Raw genomic sequence first — 14,203 nt, 5'->3', positions numbered from 1 at the left:
GCGGCATCATCAGGCCCTATGGGGATAGTCGCCGGGTTGGACAGCTCGTCCGCAAGCACACGCATCGTCGTCTGCGACACCGAAACGGGTGCCGTCGTCAGGCAGGGGTACGCCCCGCATCCCGACGGGAAGGGGCCCGACGTCGATCCGCAGACGTGGCTGATGTCACTCGGCGACGCGGCCGCCGGCGGGCTCCTGGAGGGTGTACAGGCCATCGGGGTCTCGGCGCAGCAGCACGGCCTGCTGCCGCTGGACACGGACGGGGCGCTGGTCCGGCCGGCCCTGATGGGCAATGACAAGCGGGCGCAGAGCGCGGCGGCCGACCTGATCGACGCGCTCGGGGGGCGCTCGGCGTGGGCGCAGGACGTGGGTTCCGTACCGCACGCCGCGCAGCCGGTGGCGAAGCTGCGCTGGCTGGCGCGCGCGGAGCCCGAGCACGCCGCCCGCGTGGCCGAGATCCTGCAGCCGCACGACTGGCTGGTCTGGCAGCTGCTGGGGCGGCCCGCGCGGCGCACGACGGACCGGGGCGGCGCCTCGGGCACCGGCTTCTGGTCGGCGGCGAGCGGCGCGTACCGCCCGGACCTGGTCGAGCTGGCGCTCGGGCACCAGGTGCGGCTCCCCGAGGTACTGGGCCCGGCCGACGCGGCCGGGGTGACGCCGGAGGGGCTGCTGATCTCCGCCGGTACGGGCGAGACGATGGCCGCCGCCTTCGGGCTGGGCGTGGGGACCGGCGACGCCGTGGTGTCGCTGGGCGCCTCCGGGTCGGTCTTCGGCATCCACCACGAGGCGCTGGCGGACTCCACCGGCACGATCACCTCCTTCGCCGACGCCACCGGCATGCACCTGCCGGTCGTCCACACGAGCAACGCCGTACGGGTGCTGCGCGGCATGGCCGAGGCGCTGGGCACGGATCTGGAGGGCCTGTCCGACCTGGCGCTGAAGTCGACGCCGGGCTCGTACGGGATGGTGCTGCTGCCGTACCTGGAGGGCGAGCGCACCCCGAATCTGCCGCACACCGCGGGCTCGCTGCACGGGCTGCGGCGGGAGAGCATGAAGCCCGAGCACATGGCGCGGGCCGCGTTCGAAGGCATGCTGTGCGGGCTCGCGGACGCGCTGGACGTACTGCGCGGCCGGGGCGTGCCGGTGCGCAGAGTGTTCCTGCTGGGTGCCGCCGCCGAGCTGGGCGCCGTACAGGCCGCCGCGCCCGCGCTGTTGGGCGCGCAGGTCGTGGTGCCGCAGCCGGCGGACTACGCGGCGGTGGGCGCGGCCCGGCAGGCGGCGTGGGCGCTGGGCGTCGCGCACGGCACGCACACGACCCAGGAGCCCCCGCGCTGGCCGGCCGCCGCCTGCCAGGTCTTCGAGCCGGGCGACGAGCTGGCCGTGGGGCAGGCGGTGCGGCAGCAGTACGCCTCGGTACGGGAGGAGACCCACCCGGGCGCGTTCGAGGAGGCGACGGGCGGCCAGGAGACGACAGGGAACCCGGAGGCCGCCGAGAGCCAGGAGGCCGCCGAAGGCTGAGGGCCGCGGCAGGCGCCCGGCCCCGGGGGCACGGACCGGACCGGCCCTCAGTCGAGGTAGCCGCGCAGCTGGTCGGCGAAGGCGTGGTCGCGGAGCTTGTTCAGGGTCTTGGACTCGATCTGGCGGATGCGTTCGCGGGTCACGCCGAAGATGCGGCCTATCTCCTCCAGCGTGCGTGGCCGGCCGTCGGCCAGGCCGTACCGGAGCTGGACGACCTTGCGCTCGCGCTCGCCGAGGGTGGAGAGCACCGCTTCGAGGTGCTCGCGCAGCAGCAGGAAGGCGGCGGACTCCACGGGGGACGCGGCGTCGCCGTCCTCGATGAGGTCGCCGAGCGCGACGTCGTCCTCCTCGCCGACCGGGGCGTGCAGCGAGACCGGCTCCTGGGCGAGCCGCAGCACCTCGCTGACCCGCTCCTCGGGCAGGTCCAGCTGGGCGGCGACCTCTTGGGGGGTCGGTTCGTAGCCGCGCTCCTGGAGCATCCGGCGCTGGACCCGTACGACGCGGTTGATCAGCTCGACGACGTGCACCGGCACCCGGATCGTGCGGGCCTGGTCGGCGAGCGCGCGGGACATGGCCTGGCGGATCCACCACGTCGCGTACGTGGAGAACTTGTAGCCGCGGGCGTAGTCGAACTTCTCGACCGCGCGGATCAGTCCGAGGTTCCCCTCCTGTACGAGGTCGAGCATGGTCAGGCCCCGGCCGACGTACCGCTTGGCGACCGAGACGACCAGGCGCAGATTCGCCTCGATCAGGCGGCGCTTGGCCATCCGGCCCAGTACCACCAGCTTGTCGAGGTCGAGCGCCAGCTGGGAGTCCAGGTCGGGGGTGCCCGCGAGCTTCGCCTCGGCGAACAGGCCGGCTTCCACGCGGCGGGCCAGCTCGACCTCCTCGGCCGCGCTGAGCAGCGGGATGCGGCCGATCTCCCGGAGGTACTGCCGGAAGAGGTCGGAGGACGGGCCGCCCGCCTCGGGCCTGGACCGCCGCTCCGGCGGCGGCTCGGGTGCCGGGTCGGGCTCTTCGGACAGCATCTCGGGGGCGGGCGGCTCGGCCTGCTGGGGCACGGTGGCGGCCGCGGCGGCCGGCGCGTCGGCGAGGCTCCGTGTCTGCACGGGGGCGACCTCCAGGGTGATCGCTGCTGAGGCGGCACAAAGGTCGGGTACGGCTGCGGCCGAGCCGCCGTCCGTCCCGTACATCAGAAGCGGGTTGGCGTCGGGCTCCGGCTCTGTGCGTCCGGATCCGTCGCGCTCCGAGGACTCTGGCACCGTTCTCAGTGTGGAGTACGACACACTCCCGCCACGAGGGGCGTGCGGTGACTTTTTGCCTTCAGTGGGTGACCGGGTGATTACACAGAACGAGCCGGTCCGGTCGCGGGGCGGCTCAGAGGGCCGCGGCGCCGCGCTCGCGGAGGGCCTGGGCGTACTGCTCCAGCACCCAGAGCTCCTGCTGCAGGGCGGTGTACTGCTCGCCGCCGGTGCGCGGGTCGTGGCGCTGCAGGGCGCCGTGGATCTCGCCGCAGCGCTGCCGGACGGCGGCCAGCCGGACGGCGACGAGCTGCACGCCCGCGTACAGCTCGTCCGGATCGCGACGGGTGTGCAGCGGCTCGACGGCCAGCTCCGTGACCATCGAGCGGACCGTGTCGTCGGGCGCGGCCTCGCGGACGCGGGTGAGGAAGCCGGCGTCCGCGGCGGCCGTGCCGCCGGCGTCCTCGATGCAGCGGCGGACCACGGCGTACGGCGGCGCGGTGAACTCGTCGACGCCGTACGCGTCGAACGTCGGGGCCACCAGGTCGGGGCGCTGCAGGGCGAGCTTGAGCAGCTCGCGCTCGACGCGGTGCGCCGGGCTGCGGAGGTTCAGCGCGGGGCCCCGGGGGGCCTCGGGCGCGGTGGGCTGCGCGGGCTCGGTGCCGCGCCGCTGCGGCCTGCCCTGGCCGCCCGCCTCCCGGGCGTCCCGGCCGCGCTCGCGGGCCCAGCGGGCCAGCTGGGAGACCCGGCGGACCACGAACTGGGTGTCCAGGATGCCGAGCAGCCCGGCCAGCTGGACGGCGCTCTCGTGCTGGATGGAGCTGTTCTTGATGTTGGCGACGATGGGCGCGGCCTCGTCCAGGGCAGCGGCCCGGCCGACCGGGGTGGCGAGGTTGTGCCGGGCGACGAGCTGGCGCAGCGCGAACTCGAAGAGCGGCGTACGGGACTCCACCAGGTCGGCGACGGCCTCGTCGCCCTTGGCGAGGCGCAGCTCACAGGGGTCCATGCCGCCGGGCGTGATCGCGATGGAGGTCTCGGCGGCGAACTTCTGGTCGTCCTCGAAGGCGCGCAGCGCCGCCTTCTGGCCCGCCGCGTCGCCGTCGAAGGTGAAGACGACCTCGGAGCCGCTGTTGTCCATCAGCAGCCGGCGGAGGATCTTGATGTGGCCCTCGCCGAAGGACGTGCCGCAGGTCGCGATGGCGCTGCGGACGCCGGCCAGGTGGCAGGCCATGACGTCGGTGTAGCCCTCGACCACCACCGCGCGGTTCCCCTTGGCGATCTCCTTCTTGGCGAGGTCGATGCCGTACAGCACGTGGGACTTGCGGTAGATCGGGGTCTCGGGGGTGTTGAGGTACTTCGGGCCGTTGTCGTCGTCGCGGAGCTTGCGGGCGCCGAAGCCGACGACCTCGCCCGCGATGTCGCGGATGGGCCACATCAGGCGGCCGCGGAAGCGGTCGATGGGGCCGCGGCGGCCGTCCTGGGAGAGGCCGGAGAGGATCAGCTCCTTGTCCGTGAAGCCGCGGCCGCGCAGGAAGCGGGTGAGGTGGTCCCAGCCGGCCGGGCTGTAGCCCACGCCGAAGTGCTGGGCCGCGGCCTGGTCGAAGCCGCGCTCGGCGAGGAACTTCCGGCCGATCTCGGCCTCGGGGCTGTCCAGCTGGTCGATGTAGAACTGCGCGGCGGCCTTGTGCGCCTCGACGAGGCGGGTCCGCTCGCCCTGCTGGCGCCCGGGGGCGTACCCGCCCTCTTCGTACCGCAGGGTGATGCCGGCCTGGGAGGCGAGCCGCTCGATGGTCTCGGCGAAGGAGAGGTGGTCGACCTTCATGACGAAGTCGACGGTGTCGCCGCCCTCCTGGCAGCCGAAGCAGTGGTACAGCCCCTTGGCGGGGCTGACGTGGAACGAGGGGGACTTCTCGTCGTGGAAGGGGCACAGGCCCTTCAGATTGCCGCCGCCGGCGTTCCGGAGCTGGAGGTACTCGGACACGACGGCATCGATCGGGACCGCGTCCCGGACCGCCCGCACGTCGTCATCGTTGATCCTGCCTGCCACGCGAGAATTCTACGGGGAACCAGTGACAGTCCCCGGCCCGCTCCTCAGCCCGCGGCGATCTTGAGGACGAAGCGGTGATGCGCGCCACTCGGCGCGATCTCGAAGGTCTCGCCGTCCGTGGTGAAGCCCATCCGCTTGTAGAAGCCGCGGGCGGCCACCCGGCCGTTGCACCACACGCGCTCGGCGCCGCGCCGGGCGGCCTCCTCGACGCCGGCGCGCAGCACGGCGGCCCCGAAGCCCCGCCCGCGCGCCTCGGGCGAGCTGGCCATGCCCCGGAAGCGGTACGCGGGAACGGCCTCCTCGCCCGGCACCGGGTCGGGGAAGAAGGTCGCGCAGGCCGCCACGGCGTCCCCGTCGTAGGCCGCCATGTGGAAGACGCCGGGGTCCGCGTCCTCCGGGTACAGCGCGGCCTCTGCGGGCAGCCCGGGGCGGAGCACCGACCTGCGCAGGTCGAAGATCTCCGCCCGCGGGACCGCGTTCGTACGGATCGCCATGGGGCGCACGCTACGCGAGGAACGACTCCAGCGGCACGGTCGGGTCGGCCAGCGCCTCCGCGTCCAGGGGGCGCCCGGAGCGGATGATGGCCTGGAGCGGCTCGGTGACGTCCCACACATTCACGTTCATCGCGGCGAGCAGCCGGCCGCCGGCGTCCAGCCAGCAGGCGATGAACTCGCGCTTGCCGACGTCACCGCGGAGGACGACCTGCGCGTAGGAGCCCGGTGGCGCGTATCCCGAGTACTCCATGCCGACGTCGTACTGGTCGGAGAAGAAGTACGGGACGCGGTCGTAGCTGACCTCCTGGCCGAGCATGGCGCGGGCCGCCGCGGGGCCGCCGTTGAGCGCGTTGGCCCAGTGCTCCACGCGCAGCCGGGTGTCCAGGACCGGGTGCGCGGCCGCGGCCACGTCGCCCGCCGCGAAGATGTGCGGGTCGGACGTGCGCAGCGAGGCGTCCACGACGATGCCGCCGCCCTGTGCGCGGTCCACGAGGGCGAGCCCGGCCTGCTCGGCGAGGGCGGTGCGCGGCGCGGCGCCGATCGCGGCGAGCACGTCGTGCGCCGGGTGCTCCTCGCCGTCGTCGGTCTGCGCGGCCAGGACCACGCCGTCCTGGCCGGTGATCTCGGTGAGCTGGGCCCCGAAGTGGAAGCGGACGCCGTGCTCGCGGTGCAGGTCGGCGAAGATCCCGCCGAGCTCGGGGCCGAGCACGCCGAACAGCGGGGTCGGCGAGGGCTCGACGATGGTGACCTCGGCGCCGTAGGAGCGGGCTGCGGCGGCGACCTCCAGGCCGATCCAGCCGGCGCCGGCGATCACGAGGTGGCCGTTGTCCCGGCCGAGGGAGGCCAGCACGCCGCGCAGCCGTTCGGCGTGCGCGAGGCGGCGCAGGTGGTGGACGCCGGCCAGGTCGGTGCCGGGGATGTCCAGACGGCGCGGCTCGGCTCCGGTGGCCAGGAGCAGCTTGTCGTACGCGATGAGGGCGCCGTCGCCGAGCCGTACCGTGCGGGCCACCGGGTCCAGGGCCACGGCGGGCTGGCCGAGGTGCAGTTCGATGTCGTGATTCGCGTACCACGTCGGCTCGTGCACGAAGACGCTGTCCCGCTCCGCCTTGCCGATCAGGAAGTCCTTGGAGAGCGGCGGCCGTTCGTACGGGTGGTCGCGCTCGTCACAGATGAGGATCACGCGGCCGTTGAACCCCTCCGACCGGAGGGTCTCGGCTGCCTTTGCCCCGGCCAGGCCACCGCCGACGATGACGAACGTCTGGTGTGCGTCGACCACTTGCTTCCTCCTCGCTGCGGCGCAGTGCGTCTGCGCCTTGAACGCCCCCGCCTGGGTCCCCGTTCGAAAAAGCCTTACCCCCGTTCGAGCCCCTCCGCACTGCGGGGGTTCGAGCGTCCCGCACAGAGCGTGATGGGGGAAGAGGGTAGGCCCTTGCTACGTCACCCTTAGTTGTCACGCGCGGGCGGGCGATGCCGTTCTGTGTGGCCCGAGGGACGGGTGAGGCGGGCGTGCAGGGTGCGCGCCGAGGCGTCCGTGAGGGCCGCGATCTGGTCGATGACGGCGCGCATCCGGGCGGTGTCGTCCCCGGCCCCGTCGAAGAGCGACCGGAACTGCGGGTCCAGGCCGTCCGGGGCGCGCGCGAGCAGCGCCTCGGCCAGCTCGGCGATGACCACCCGCTGGTCGGCCCGGAGCGCTTCCTGGTCGGGACGCTGCATGACGTACCGGTCGGCGACCGCCTTCAGAACGGCGCATTCGAGGCGGGCCTCCTCGGGGACGACCAGCTCGGCCCGGTAGCGGGTGAGCCGCCCGGTGCCGTACGCGGCGCGGGTGGCGGCCTCGGCGGCGAGACAGAACCGGCCGATCAGCTGGCTGGTGGCGTCCTTCAGGCGCGCCTGGGCGACCGCCGAGCCGTCGTAGCCGTGCGGCCACCACTCCTGCGCCAGCAGCCGGTCCAGGGCATCGCCCAGCTCCGCGTCGCCGGCGCCGGGCGCGTACCGGTCGGCGGCCACCGCGAAGATCTCGGCGCGCTCGGGGTCCGCGTACAGCACGGCCGGGTCCAGGTGCCCGGCGTGCAGCCCGTCCTCCACGTCGTGCACCGAGTACGCCACGTCGTCGGACCAGTCCATGACCTGCGCCTCGAAGCTGCGCGCGCCTTCGGGGGCGCCCTGCCGCAGCCACCGGAAGACGGGCAGGTCGTCCTCGTACACACCGAACTTGCGCGAGCGCGGGTCCTCGGGGTGGCCGCCGCGCCTCCAGGGGTACTTGGTCGCGGCGTCCAGGGCGGCGCGCGTGAGGTTGAGGCCGACGCTGACGATGCTGCCGTCGTCGGCGGTGACGAACCGTTTCGGTTCGAGCCGGGCCAGCAGCCGCAGGGACTGCGCGTTGCCCTCGAAGCCGCCGCAGGGCGCGGCGACTTCGTTCAGCGCCTGCTCGCCGTTGTGCCCGAAGGGCGGATGGCCCAGGTCGTGCGCCAGACACGCCGTCTCGACCAGGTCCGGGTCGCAGCCGAGCGCCGCGCCCAGCTCCCGCCCGACCTGCGCGCACTCCAGGGAGTGGGTGAGCCGGGTGCGCGGGGTGGCGTCCCAGGCGTGCACACCGGTACCGGACGCGGCGACGCCGGGCGTGACGACCTGGGTCTTGCCGGCCAGTCTGCGCAGCGCGGCGGAGTGCAGCACCCGCGCGCGGTCCCGCTGGAAGGCCGTACGGCCCGGACGCTTGTCCGGCTCGGACACCCAGCGCTCGGCGTCGGCGGGTGTGTAGCCGGTGGACTCCGCGCCGCCCGGCGCCGCGGCTGCGTGCGGCACCGGGGCGGCGCCGTTCTCATGGGTCGGACGGCCGGTGGGCTGAAAGGGCGTACCCGTCATACCGCGACGGTAGCCGCACCGGCCCCCTCTCGGTCGGAAGCGGTACGCGAGCGCAGCGACTGGTCGTAACGGTGCAGGACGAGCCGGGCGAGGGCCGGGTGGTCGCCGAGGGGCGCTGCGGCGGGCCCCAGGACGGCGGCGGAGGCGGTGGCGAAGCGGCCGGGCGCGGTGAAGTACGAGGCGAGGACGGGTCGCAGCCCGCGCGTCCGCAGGGCCGCGGCGGCCTCCTCCACGGTGGCGCCGGCGCCCGCCGCGTACCCCGGTACGACGGGCACGCCGCCCAGCCGTACGGAGAGCAGCCGGGCGGTGCGCTCGGTGTCGGTGGCCGAGTCCGGGTCCCGCGAGCCGGCCGCGGCCAGGACTATCCCCGTGCCGGGCGCCTCCGGCCGCGTACCGGCCTCCGTCAGCCGTGCGTGCAGCGCCTCGGCGAGCAGCGAGTGCGGCCCGAGCGGCGCCGCGAGACGGGCCCTGACCCGGGGCGCGGCGTCGGCCATCGCCGGTATGTCGGACTTGGTGTGGTAGCCGCGGCTCAGCAGCAGCGGTACGAGGACCGCGTCGCCGTCCAGCCCCGCCAGCGTGTCCGGCAGCAGCGGCTCGTTCAGTTCGATGTGTCCGAGGCGCACCGGGAGGCCGGGGCGCAGGGCGCGTATCCGGTCCAGCAGCGCAGTGACGGTCTTCAGAGCGCGGGGATCACGGCTCCCGTGGGCGACCGCGACGAGCATCGGTGGCGTCGGTGGCTTGGCAGCGCCGCCCGGCAGAGTGCGGCGGCTGTGGAGTCTGACCCGGCTGAGCTGGGTGCTGAGCTGTGTGGTGATCTCTGTCATGAGCTGCGCCGTACTGTCGAAGGGAACCGCTGCGGGAAGGTGCGCGTTCGACGCCGTCATGGAGGGAGCCTGGCAGCGGAGAGTTGCCGGAGCGTTGCGCAGGGGTGACGAGTCGTTTCTCCGCCCTCACGGTTTCCGCGCCGCTCCGGGGAGGGACCCGTGCCGGGCATGTAACACCAGCGGGCGGCACCGGAAACGCGCACGTTGCACCGTGACCGTATGAACGCCGACGTCACGACCGGCACGGTCGACACGCACTGTCCGTACTGCTCCTTGCAGTGCGGAATGTCGCTGCGCCCGGAGCGGGGCCGGGTACAGGTGGTCGAGCGCCCGGACTTCCCCGTGAACCGCGGGGCGCTGTGCGGCAAGGGCCGTACCGCCGCCGAGGTGCTGGACCAGCGGGTACGGCTGACGGAACCGCTGGTCAGGGACGGTGGGACGCTGCGGCCCGCCACCTGGGACGAGGCCCTGGACCGGGTCGCGGCGGGACTGGAGAGCGCCCGGACCGTATACGGGAACGACGCGGTGGGCGTCTTCGGGGGCGGCGGCCTGACCAACGAGAAGGCGTACGCGCTGGGCAAGTTCGCCCGGGTCGCGCTCGGCACCTCGCAGATCGACTACAACGGCCGGTTCTGCATGTCGTCGGCCGCCGCCGCACACGGGCGCGCGTTCGGCCTCGACCGCGGCATGCCGTTCCCGCTGGCGGATGTGGCCCGTACGGGGTGCGTGATCCTGGTGGGCTCCAACCTCGCCGAGACCATGCCGCCCGCGCTGCGCTACCTCACCGAACTGCGCGAGAACGGCGGCAAGCTGATCGTCGTCGACCCGCGCCGCACGAAGACCGCCGAGGTGGCCGACCTGCACCTCGCGCCGCGCCCCGGCACCGACCTGGCGCTGGCCCTCGGCCTGCTGCACCTCGTCGTCGCGCAGGGCCGTACGGACGAGGCGTTCATCGCGGAGCGCACCACCGGCTGGCCCGAGGCGCGGGCCGCCGCGATGGCCCACTGGCCGGAGCTGGTGGAGCGGATCACCGGCGTGCCGGTGCCGGAACTGCGGGAGGCCGTCGCGCTGTTCTGCGACGCCGGCTCCTCGATGGTGCTCACCGCGCGCGGCCCCGAACAGCAGGCGAAGGGCACCGACACGGTGGGCGCGTGGATCAACCTCTGCCTGGCCACCGGACGCGCCGGCCGCCCGCTCTCCGGGTACGGCTGCCTGACCGGCCAGGGCAACGGCCAGGGCGGCCGCGAGCACGGCCAGAAGGCCGACCAGCTGCCCGGCTACCGCAAGCTCGACGATCCGGCCGCCAGGGAGCACGTGGCGGCCGTCTGGGGCGTCGCCCCGGACAGCCTGCCGGGTCCAGGGCGCAGCGCGTACGAACTGCTGGACGCGCTCGGCACCGACGTACGCGCCCTGCTCCTGATGGGCTCCAACCCGGTCGTCTCCGCACCCCGCGCCGCGCACGTGGAGGACCGCATCCGCTCGCTGGACTTCCTGGCCGTCGCGGACGTGGTCCTCTCGGAGACGGCCGCGCTGGCCGACGTGGTGCTGCCGGTGACGCAGTGGGCGGAGGAGACCGGTACGACGACGAACCTGGAGGGCCGCGTACTGCTGCGCCGGCGCGCCGTGGACCCGCCGCCCGGCGTCCGCACGGACCTCGCGGTGCTCAACGGGCTGGCGGCGCGGCTGGGCCACGAGAAGGGCTTCCCCGCCGACCCGGAAGAGGTCTTCGAGGAGCTGCGCCGCGCCTCGGCGGGCGGCCCGGCGGACTACGCCGGGATCAGCTACCGGCGCATCGCCTCGGAGGACGGCGTCTTCTGGCCGTGCCCCGACGAGGCGCACCCGGGCACCCCGCGCCTCTTCCACGACCGGTTCGCCACCCCGGACGGCCGGGCCCGCTTCGTACCGGTCTCGCACCGCGCGGCGGCCGAGGAGGCCGATGCGGAGTACCCGGTACTGCTGACCACCGGGCGGGTGCTGGCGCAGTACCAGTCGGGCGCGCAGACCCGGCGGGTGGCCGAGCTGAACGCCGCGGCGCCCGGCCCGTTCGTGCAGATCCACCCGCTGCTGGCGGAGCGGTACGGCATCGGCGAGGGCGACCGGGTCGCGGTGGAGTCGCGGCGCGGCCGGGCGGTGGCGCCCGCCCGGCTGACTGGCACCATCCGCTCCGACACGGTCTTCATGCCGTTCCACTGGCCGGGCGAGGGCCGCGCCAACACCCTCACGAACCCGGCCCTGGACCCCACCTCCCGGATGCCGGAATTCAAGGTCTGCGCGGTCCGGCTGTCCCGGGTCACGGACGCTTAGAAGCAACCGACGCCGAGAACCACTGGCCCTCAGTGGTGCCAGGCCGAGCCGCCGGTGTTGTGGATGAACCGCTGCAGCACCTTGAGCGTGCTCAGGTACTCCTCGTCGGTGATGCCTTCGTGGCGCTCGGCCCGCAGCTCCTGTTGGAGGGCGGCGGCCTTGGCATAGAAGGCCGAGCCCTCCGGGGTGATCCGCAGCGTGGCGCGCGCGTCCTGGGTGATCCAGCCGCGCGCGACCGTCGTGTCGATCTCCTCCCCCAGGGCGTCGCCGACATCGAGATAGCCCTTGAGCACCTCGGTCACCTCCGCGCGGGACCGGCCGTCCGGCGCGGCGGCGACCTGGTGCAGCACCCACCACTGCGGCTGGGTGATACCCAGCTCCGCGAGGGCGCCGCGGGTACGGGTGACGACCGCCTTGTACGCGGCCCAGCTCCAGTACCCGATGGGCTGCTCGATCAGCTCGGTGTCGCTGTGGGAGTACTCCATGGCTCCGCCCTCTTTCCGTTCGGCTGAGGACGAAGCTAGGAGCTCAAGCGGACTTGAGGTCAAGCGGACCTGACGTCAAGCGGAGTTGAGATCAAGCGCTCCGGTGCGCGTCGACCTCCTTGAGGTACGCGGCACGCGTCTCCTCGTCCAGGAAGGACGCCGTGAAGGAGTTACGGGCCAGCGTGCGCAGCGTCTCCTGGTCCAGCCGCAGCGCGTCCCGCACGGCCGTGAAGTTGTCGTGCGCGTACCCGCCGAAGTAGGCCGGGTCGTCGGAGTTCACGGTCACCAGCAGGCCCGCGTCCAGCATGGCCGGCAGCGGGTGGTCGGCCAGGTCGTCGATGACCCGCAGGCGGACGTTGGACAGCGGGCAGACGGTGAGCGGCACCTGCTCGGCGACCAGCCGCGCCACCAGGTCCGCGTCCTCCATGCACCGCACCCCGTGGTCGACCCGGTCCACCCCGAGCACGTCCAGCGCCTCCCACACGTACGCGGGCGGCCCCTCCTCACCGGCGTGCGCCACGCACTTCAGCCCGGCCTCCCGCGCCCGCGCGTACACCTCGCGGAACTTCGACGGCGGGTTGCCGACCTCCGCGGAGTCCAGCCCGACGGCGGTGATCCGGTCCAGGTACGGGCGCGCCGCCTCGAAGGTCTCCAGCGCCGACTCCGCGCTCTCGTCCCGCAGGAAGCACATGATGAGCCGGGTCGTGATGCCGTATGTCTCCGGCGCGGCGTCCAGCGCCCGGCCCAGGCCCTCGATGACCGTCCCGATGGGCACGCCGCGCGCGGTGTGCGCCTGCGGGTCGAAGAAGATCTCCGCGTGCCGCACGCCCTGCTCCTGGGCCCGCGCGAGGTAGGCGTGCGCCAGGTCGGCGAAGTCCTCCTCGGTGCGCAGCACGGCCATCAGCGCGTAGTACAGGTCCAGGAACGACTGCAGATCGCTGAACGAGTACGCGCGGCGCAGCTCCTCCTCGGAGCCGTACGGCAGCTCAACACCGTTGCGCGCGGCAAGCGCGAACGCGAGCCCGGGCTCCAGCGTTCCCTCGATGTGCAGGTGCAGTTCGGCCTTGGGGATCGGGGGGTGGGGGTGGGCGGTGGTCATACCGGCTCACTCACCTTCCTGTGCAGTGGCCGCGAAGGGGCGGCCCTCGTTGGCGGCGACGCCCGGGCCCACCGGGGCGCCGGAGCGGCCGGCGGTGGCGAGCCAGTCGCCGCCGGGGATCGGGGTGGCGGTGGCCCGGAGGCGACCGGCCAGGGGGTCGGCGGCGAGGTAGACCCAGGCGCGGACGGTGGCGCCGTCCGGGAGGACCGCCGCGCACGCGACGCGGTCGTAGTCGTTGTCCGGCGGGCCGGGGGTGTAGCCCTCCAGCCGGTCCAGGACCGCCAGGACCTCGTCGTACGCGCCCTCGGCGGGCGTGACGACATGACCGTGCACCACCGCGTCGGCGGGGCCGTGGATCGCGTACGGGTAGCCGGGCCCGTCGTACAGCAGCGCCCCGTGGATCAGCGCCGGCCGCTCCACCGCGGTGCGGCCGCGCAGCGCCCAGGCGTGATTGGCCTCTCCGGGGCGCAGCGTCCCGTAGACGAAGAAGGGCAGCCGCTCGGCGGGCCGGTCGTTCATGGGTCGGTTCTCCTCGTGTTCGTACTTCCCGCTTGCAACCATGCCAGGCCACGACGCGTCGCTGACGGGGAGGTCGAGGGGAACGGGGGCGGACGGTATGCACGGCAGGTGGCCGGGACGGGCCGCGGTGTGGGTACGGGAGCGGGTGCGGCTGCCGCGGACGGTGCGGGGGCGGCGGCGGGCCGTGCAGGCCGTCATGGCCGTGTGCGTGCTGGCACTGCTGCCCGCGACGTGGCTGCGGCTGGCGTCCGGTGACCGGGTGCGGACCGTGGACGACGTGCCGGCGGCGCCGGTCGCGCTGGTCTTCGGCGCGGGCCTGTGGAACGGCGAGCCGTCCCCGTACCTCGCGCACCGGCTGGACGCCGCCGCCGCACTGTACGACGCGGGCCGGGTCCGCGCGGTCCTGGTGACCGGCGACAACAGCACCCGGGACTACGACGAGCCGGACGCCATGCGCCGGTACCTGACCGCGCGCGGGGTACCGGCGCGGAAGATCGTCAGCGACTACGCCGGCTTCGACACCTGGGACTCCTGCAGCCGCGCCCGCCGCGTCTTCGGAGTGCACCGGGCGGTGCTGGTGAGCCAGGGCTTCCACGTCCGGCGGGCGCTGGCGCTGTGCGACGCCGCGGGGATCGACGCGTACGGCGTCGGGGCCGCCGACCCGCACGATGCGACCTGGTACTACGGCGCCGTCCGGGAGGTCTTCGCGGCCGGCAAGGCGGCGGCCGACGCGTCCCTCCGCCCCGACCCGCACTTCCTCGGCCCGCACGAGGGCGGGGTGGCGCGGGCGCTGCGGTGAGGACCTGCGTC

General features: G+C 74.0%; 12 protein-coding genes. 3 read left to right on the top strand and 9 right to left on the bottom strand.

Going from position 1 to position 14,203, the window contains the following annotated elements:
• Positions 1-18 precede the first annotated feature (18 nt).
• Positions 19-1,518 (top strand): FGGY family carbohydrate kinase, encoded by a 1,500-nt coding sequence (locus ABT381_RS13365; protein WP_351592367.1) that lies wholly within the window; start codon positions 19-21, stop codon positions 1,516-1,518.
• Between the two features lie 47 nt (positions 1,519-1,565).
• Here ABT381_RS13365 and ABT381_RS13360 read toward each other — a convergent pair whose 3' ends face one another.
• From ABT381_RS13360 to ABT381_RS13335, 6 genes are all read right to left on the bottom strand, one after another.
• On the bottom strand, positions 1,566-2,780 hold the full coding sequence (locus ABT381_RS13360; protein ID WP_351592364.1) for an RNA polymerase sigma factor: 1,215 nt from the start codon (positions 2,778-2,780) through the stop codon (positions 1,566-1,568).
• Positions 2,781-2,895: 115 nt separating this feature from the next.
• Positions 2,896-4,806: a DNA primase gene (dnaG, locus tag ABT381_RS13355; RefSeq protein WP_351592361.1), complete on the bottom strand. Its 1,911-nt coding sequence runs from the start codon at positions 4,804-4,806 to the stop codon at positions 2,896-2,898.
• Positions 4,807-4,850: 44 nt separating this feature from the next.
• Positions 4,851-5,300 (bottom strand): GNAT family N-acetyltransferase, encoded by a 450-nt coding sequence (locus ABT381_RS13350; protein WP_351592358.1) that lies wholly within the window; start codon positions 5,298-5,300, stop codon positions 4,851-4,853.
• Between the two features lie 10 nt (positions 5,301-5,310).
• Positions 5,311-6,576: an NAD(P)/FAD-dependent oxidoreductase gene (locus ABT381_RS13345; RefSeq protein ID WP_351592355.1), complete on the bottom strand. Its 1,266-nt coding sequence runs from the start codon at positions 6,574-6,576 to the stop codon at positions 5,311-5,313.
• Positions 6,577-6,743: 167 nt separating this feature from the next.
• A complete protein-coding gene (locus ABT381_RS13340; protein ID WP_351592352.1) occupies positions 6,744-8,162 on the bottom strand; it encodes a deoxyguanosinetriphosphate triphosphohydrolase in 1,419 nt (472 codons plus the stop codon).
• Complete coding sequence (locus tag ABT381_RS13335; protein WP_351592349.1) at positions 8,159-8,986, bottom strand: sirohydrochlorin chelatase; 828 nt, start codon at positions 8,984-8,986, stop codon at positions 8,159-8,161. Before ABT381_RS13335 ends, ABT381_RS13340 begins: the two co-directional genes overlap by 4 nt.
• A gap of 219 nt (positions 8,987-9,205) precedes the next feature.
• Here ABT381_RS13335 and ABT381_RS13330 point away from each other — a divergent pair, with 219 nt between their 5' ends.
• Positions 9,206-11,290, top strand: coding sequence for a molybdopterin oxidoreductase family protein (locus tag ABT381_RS13330; RefSeq protein ID WP_351592346.1), 2,085 nt, complete (start codon positions 9,206-9,208; stop codon positions 11,288-11,290).
• Positions 11,291-11,319: 29 nt separating this feature from the next.
• Here ABT381_RS13330 and ABT381_RS13325 read toward each other — a convergent pair whose 3' ends face one another.
• The 3 genes from ABT381_RS13325 to ABT381_RS13315 all read right to left on the bottom strand — a co-directional run bounded on the left by ABT381_RS13325 (position 11,320) and on the right by ABT381_RS13315 (position 13,393).
• Positions 11,320-11,775: a MarR family winged helix-turn-helix transcriptional regulator gene (locus tag ABT381_RS13325; RefSeq protein WP_351592343.1), complete on the bottom strand. Its 456-nt coding sequence runs from the start codon at positions 11,773-11,775 to the stop codon at positions 11,320-11,322.
• Between the two features lie 91 nt (positions 11,776-11,866).
• On the bottom strand, positions 11,867-12,874 hold the full coding sequence (locus ABT381_RS13320; RefSeq protein WP_351592340.1) for an adenosine deaminase: 1,008 nt from the start codon (positions 12,872-12,874) through the stop codon (positions 11,867-11,869).
• A gap of 6 nt (positions 12,875-12,880) precedes the next feature.
• Positions 12,881-13,393, bottom strand: a complete 513-nt coding sequence (locus ABT381_RS13315) for a gamma-glutamylcyclotransferase family protein (RefSeq protein WP_351592337.1) — start codon at positions 13,391-13,393, stop codon at positions 12,881-12,883.
• 97 nt (positions 13,394-13,490) lie between these two features.
• Here ABT381_RS13315 and ABT381_RS13310 point away from each other — a divergent pair, with 97 nt between their 5' ends.
• Complete coding sequence (locus ABT381_RS13310; protein WP_351592334.1) at positions 13,491-14,192, top strand: SanA/YdcF family protein; 702 nt, start codon at positions 13,491-13,493, stop codon at positions 14,190-14,192.
• The last annotated feature ends 11 nt before the right edge of the window (positions 14,193-14,203 follow it).

Origin of the sequence: Streptomyces sp. NPDC000151, assembly GCF_040301705.1 — a bacterium.
Lineage (GTDB): Bacteria > Actinomycetota > Actinomycetes > Streptomycetales > Streptomycetaceae > Streptomyces.
Note: the sequence above shows the minus strand (reverse complement) of the source record. Positions and strands in the feature narration are given on the sequence as shown.

Bases quoted from the DNA above. Each gene is read 5' to 3' on its own strand.
- ABT381_RS13350 (WP_351592358.1), bottom strand. From the start codon at position 5,300: ATGGCGATCCGTACGAACGCGGTCCCGCGGGCGGAGATCTTCGACCTG.
- ABT381_RS13330 (WP_351592346.1), top strand. From the start codon at position 9,206: ATGAACGCCGACGTCACGACCGGCACGGTCGACACGCACTGTCCGTAC.
- ABT381_RS13310 (WP_351592334.1), top strand. From the start codon at position 13,491: ATGCACGGCAGGTGGCCGGGACGGGCCGCGGTGTGGGTACGGGAGCGG.
- ABT381_RS13325 (WP_351592343.1), bottom strand. From the start codon at position 11,775: ATGGAGTACTCCCACAGCGACACCGAGCTGATCGAGCAGCCCATCGGG.
- ABT381_RS13335 (WP_351592349.1), bottom strand. From the start codon at position 8,986: ATGACAGAGATCACCACACAGCTCAGCACCCAGCTCAGCCGGGTCAGA.
- ABT381_RS13340 (WP_351592352.1), bottom strand. From the start codon at position 8,162: ATGACGGGTACGCCCTTTCAGCCCACCGGCCGTCCGACCCATGAGAAC.
- ABT381_RS13365 (WP_351592367.1), top strand. From the start codon at position 19: ATGGGGATAGTCGCCGGGTTGGACAGCTCGTCCGCAAGCACACGCATC.
- ABT381_RS13320 (WP_351592340.1), bottom strand. From the start codon at position 12,874: ATGACCACCGCCCACCCCCACCCCCCGATCCCCAAGGCCGAACTGCAC.
- ABT381_RS13315 (WP_351592337.1), bottom strand. From the start codon at position 13,393: ATGAACGACCGGCCCGCCGAGCGGCTGCCCTTCTTCGTCTACGGGACG.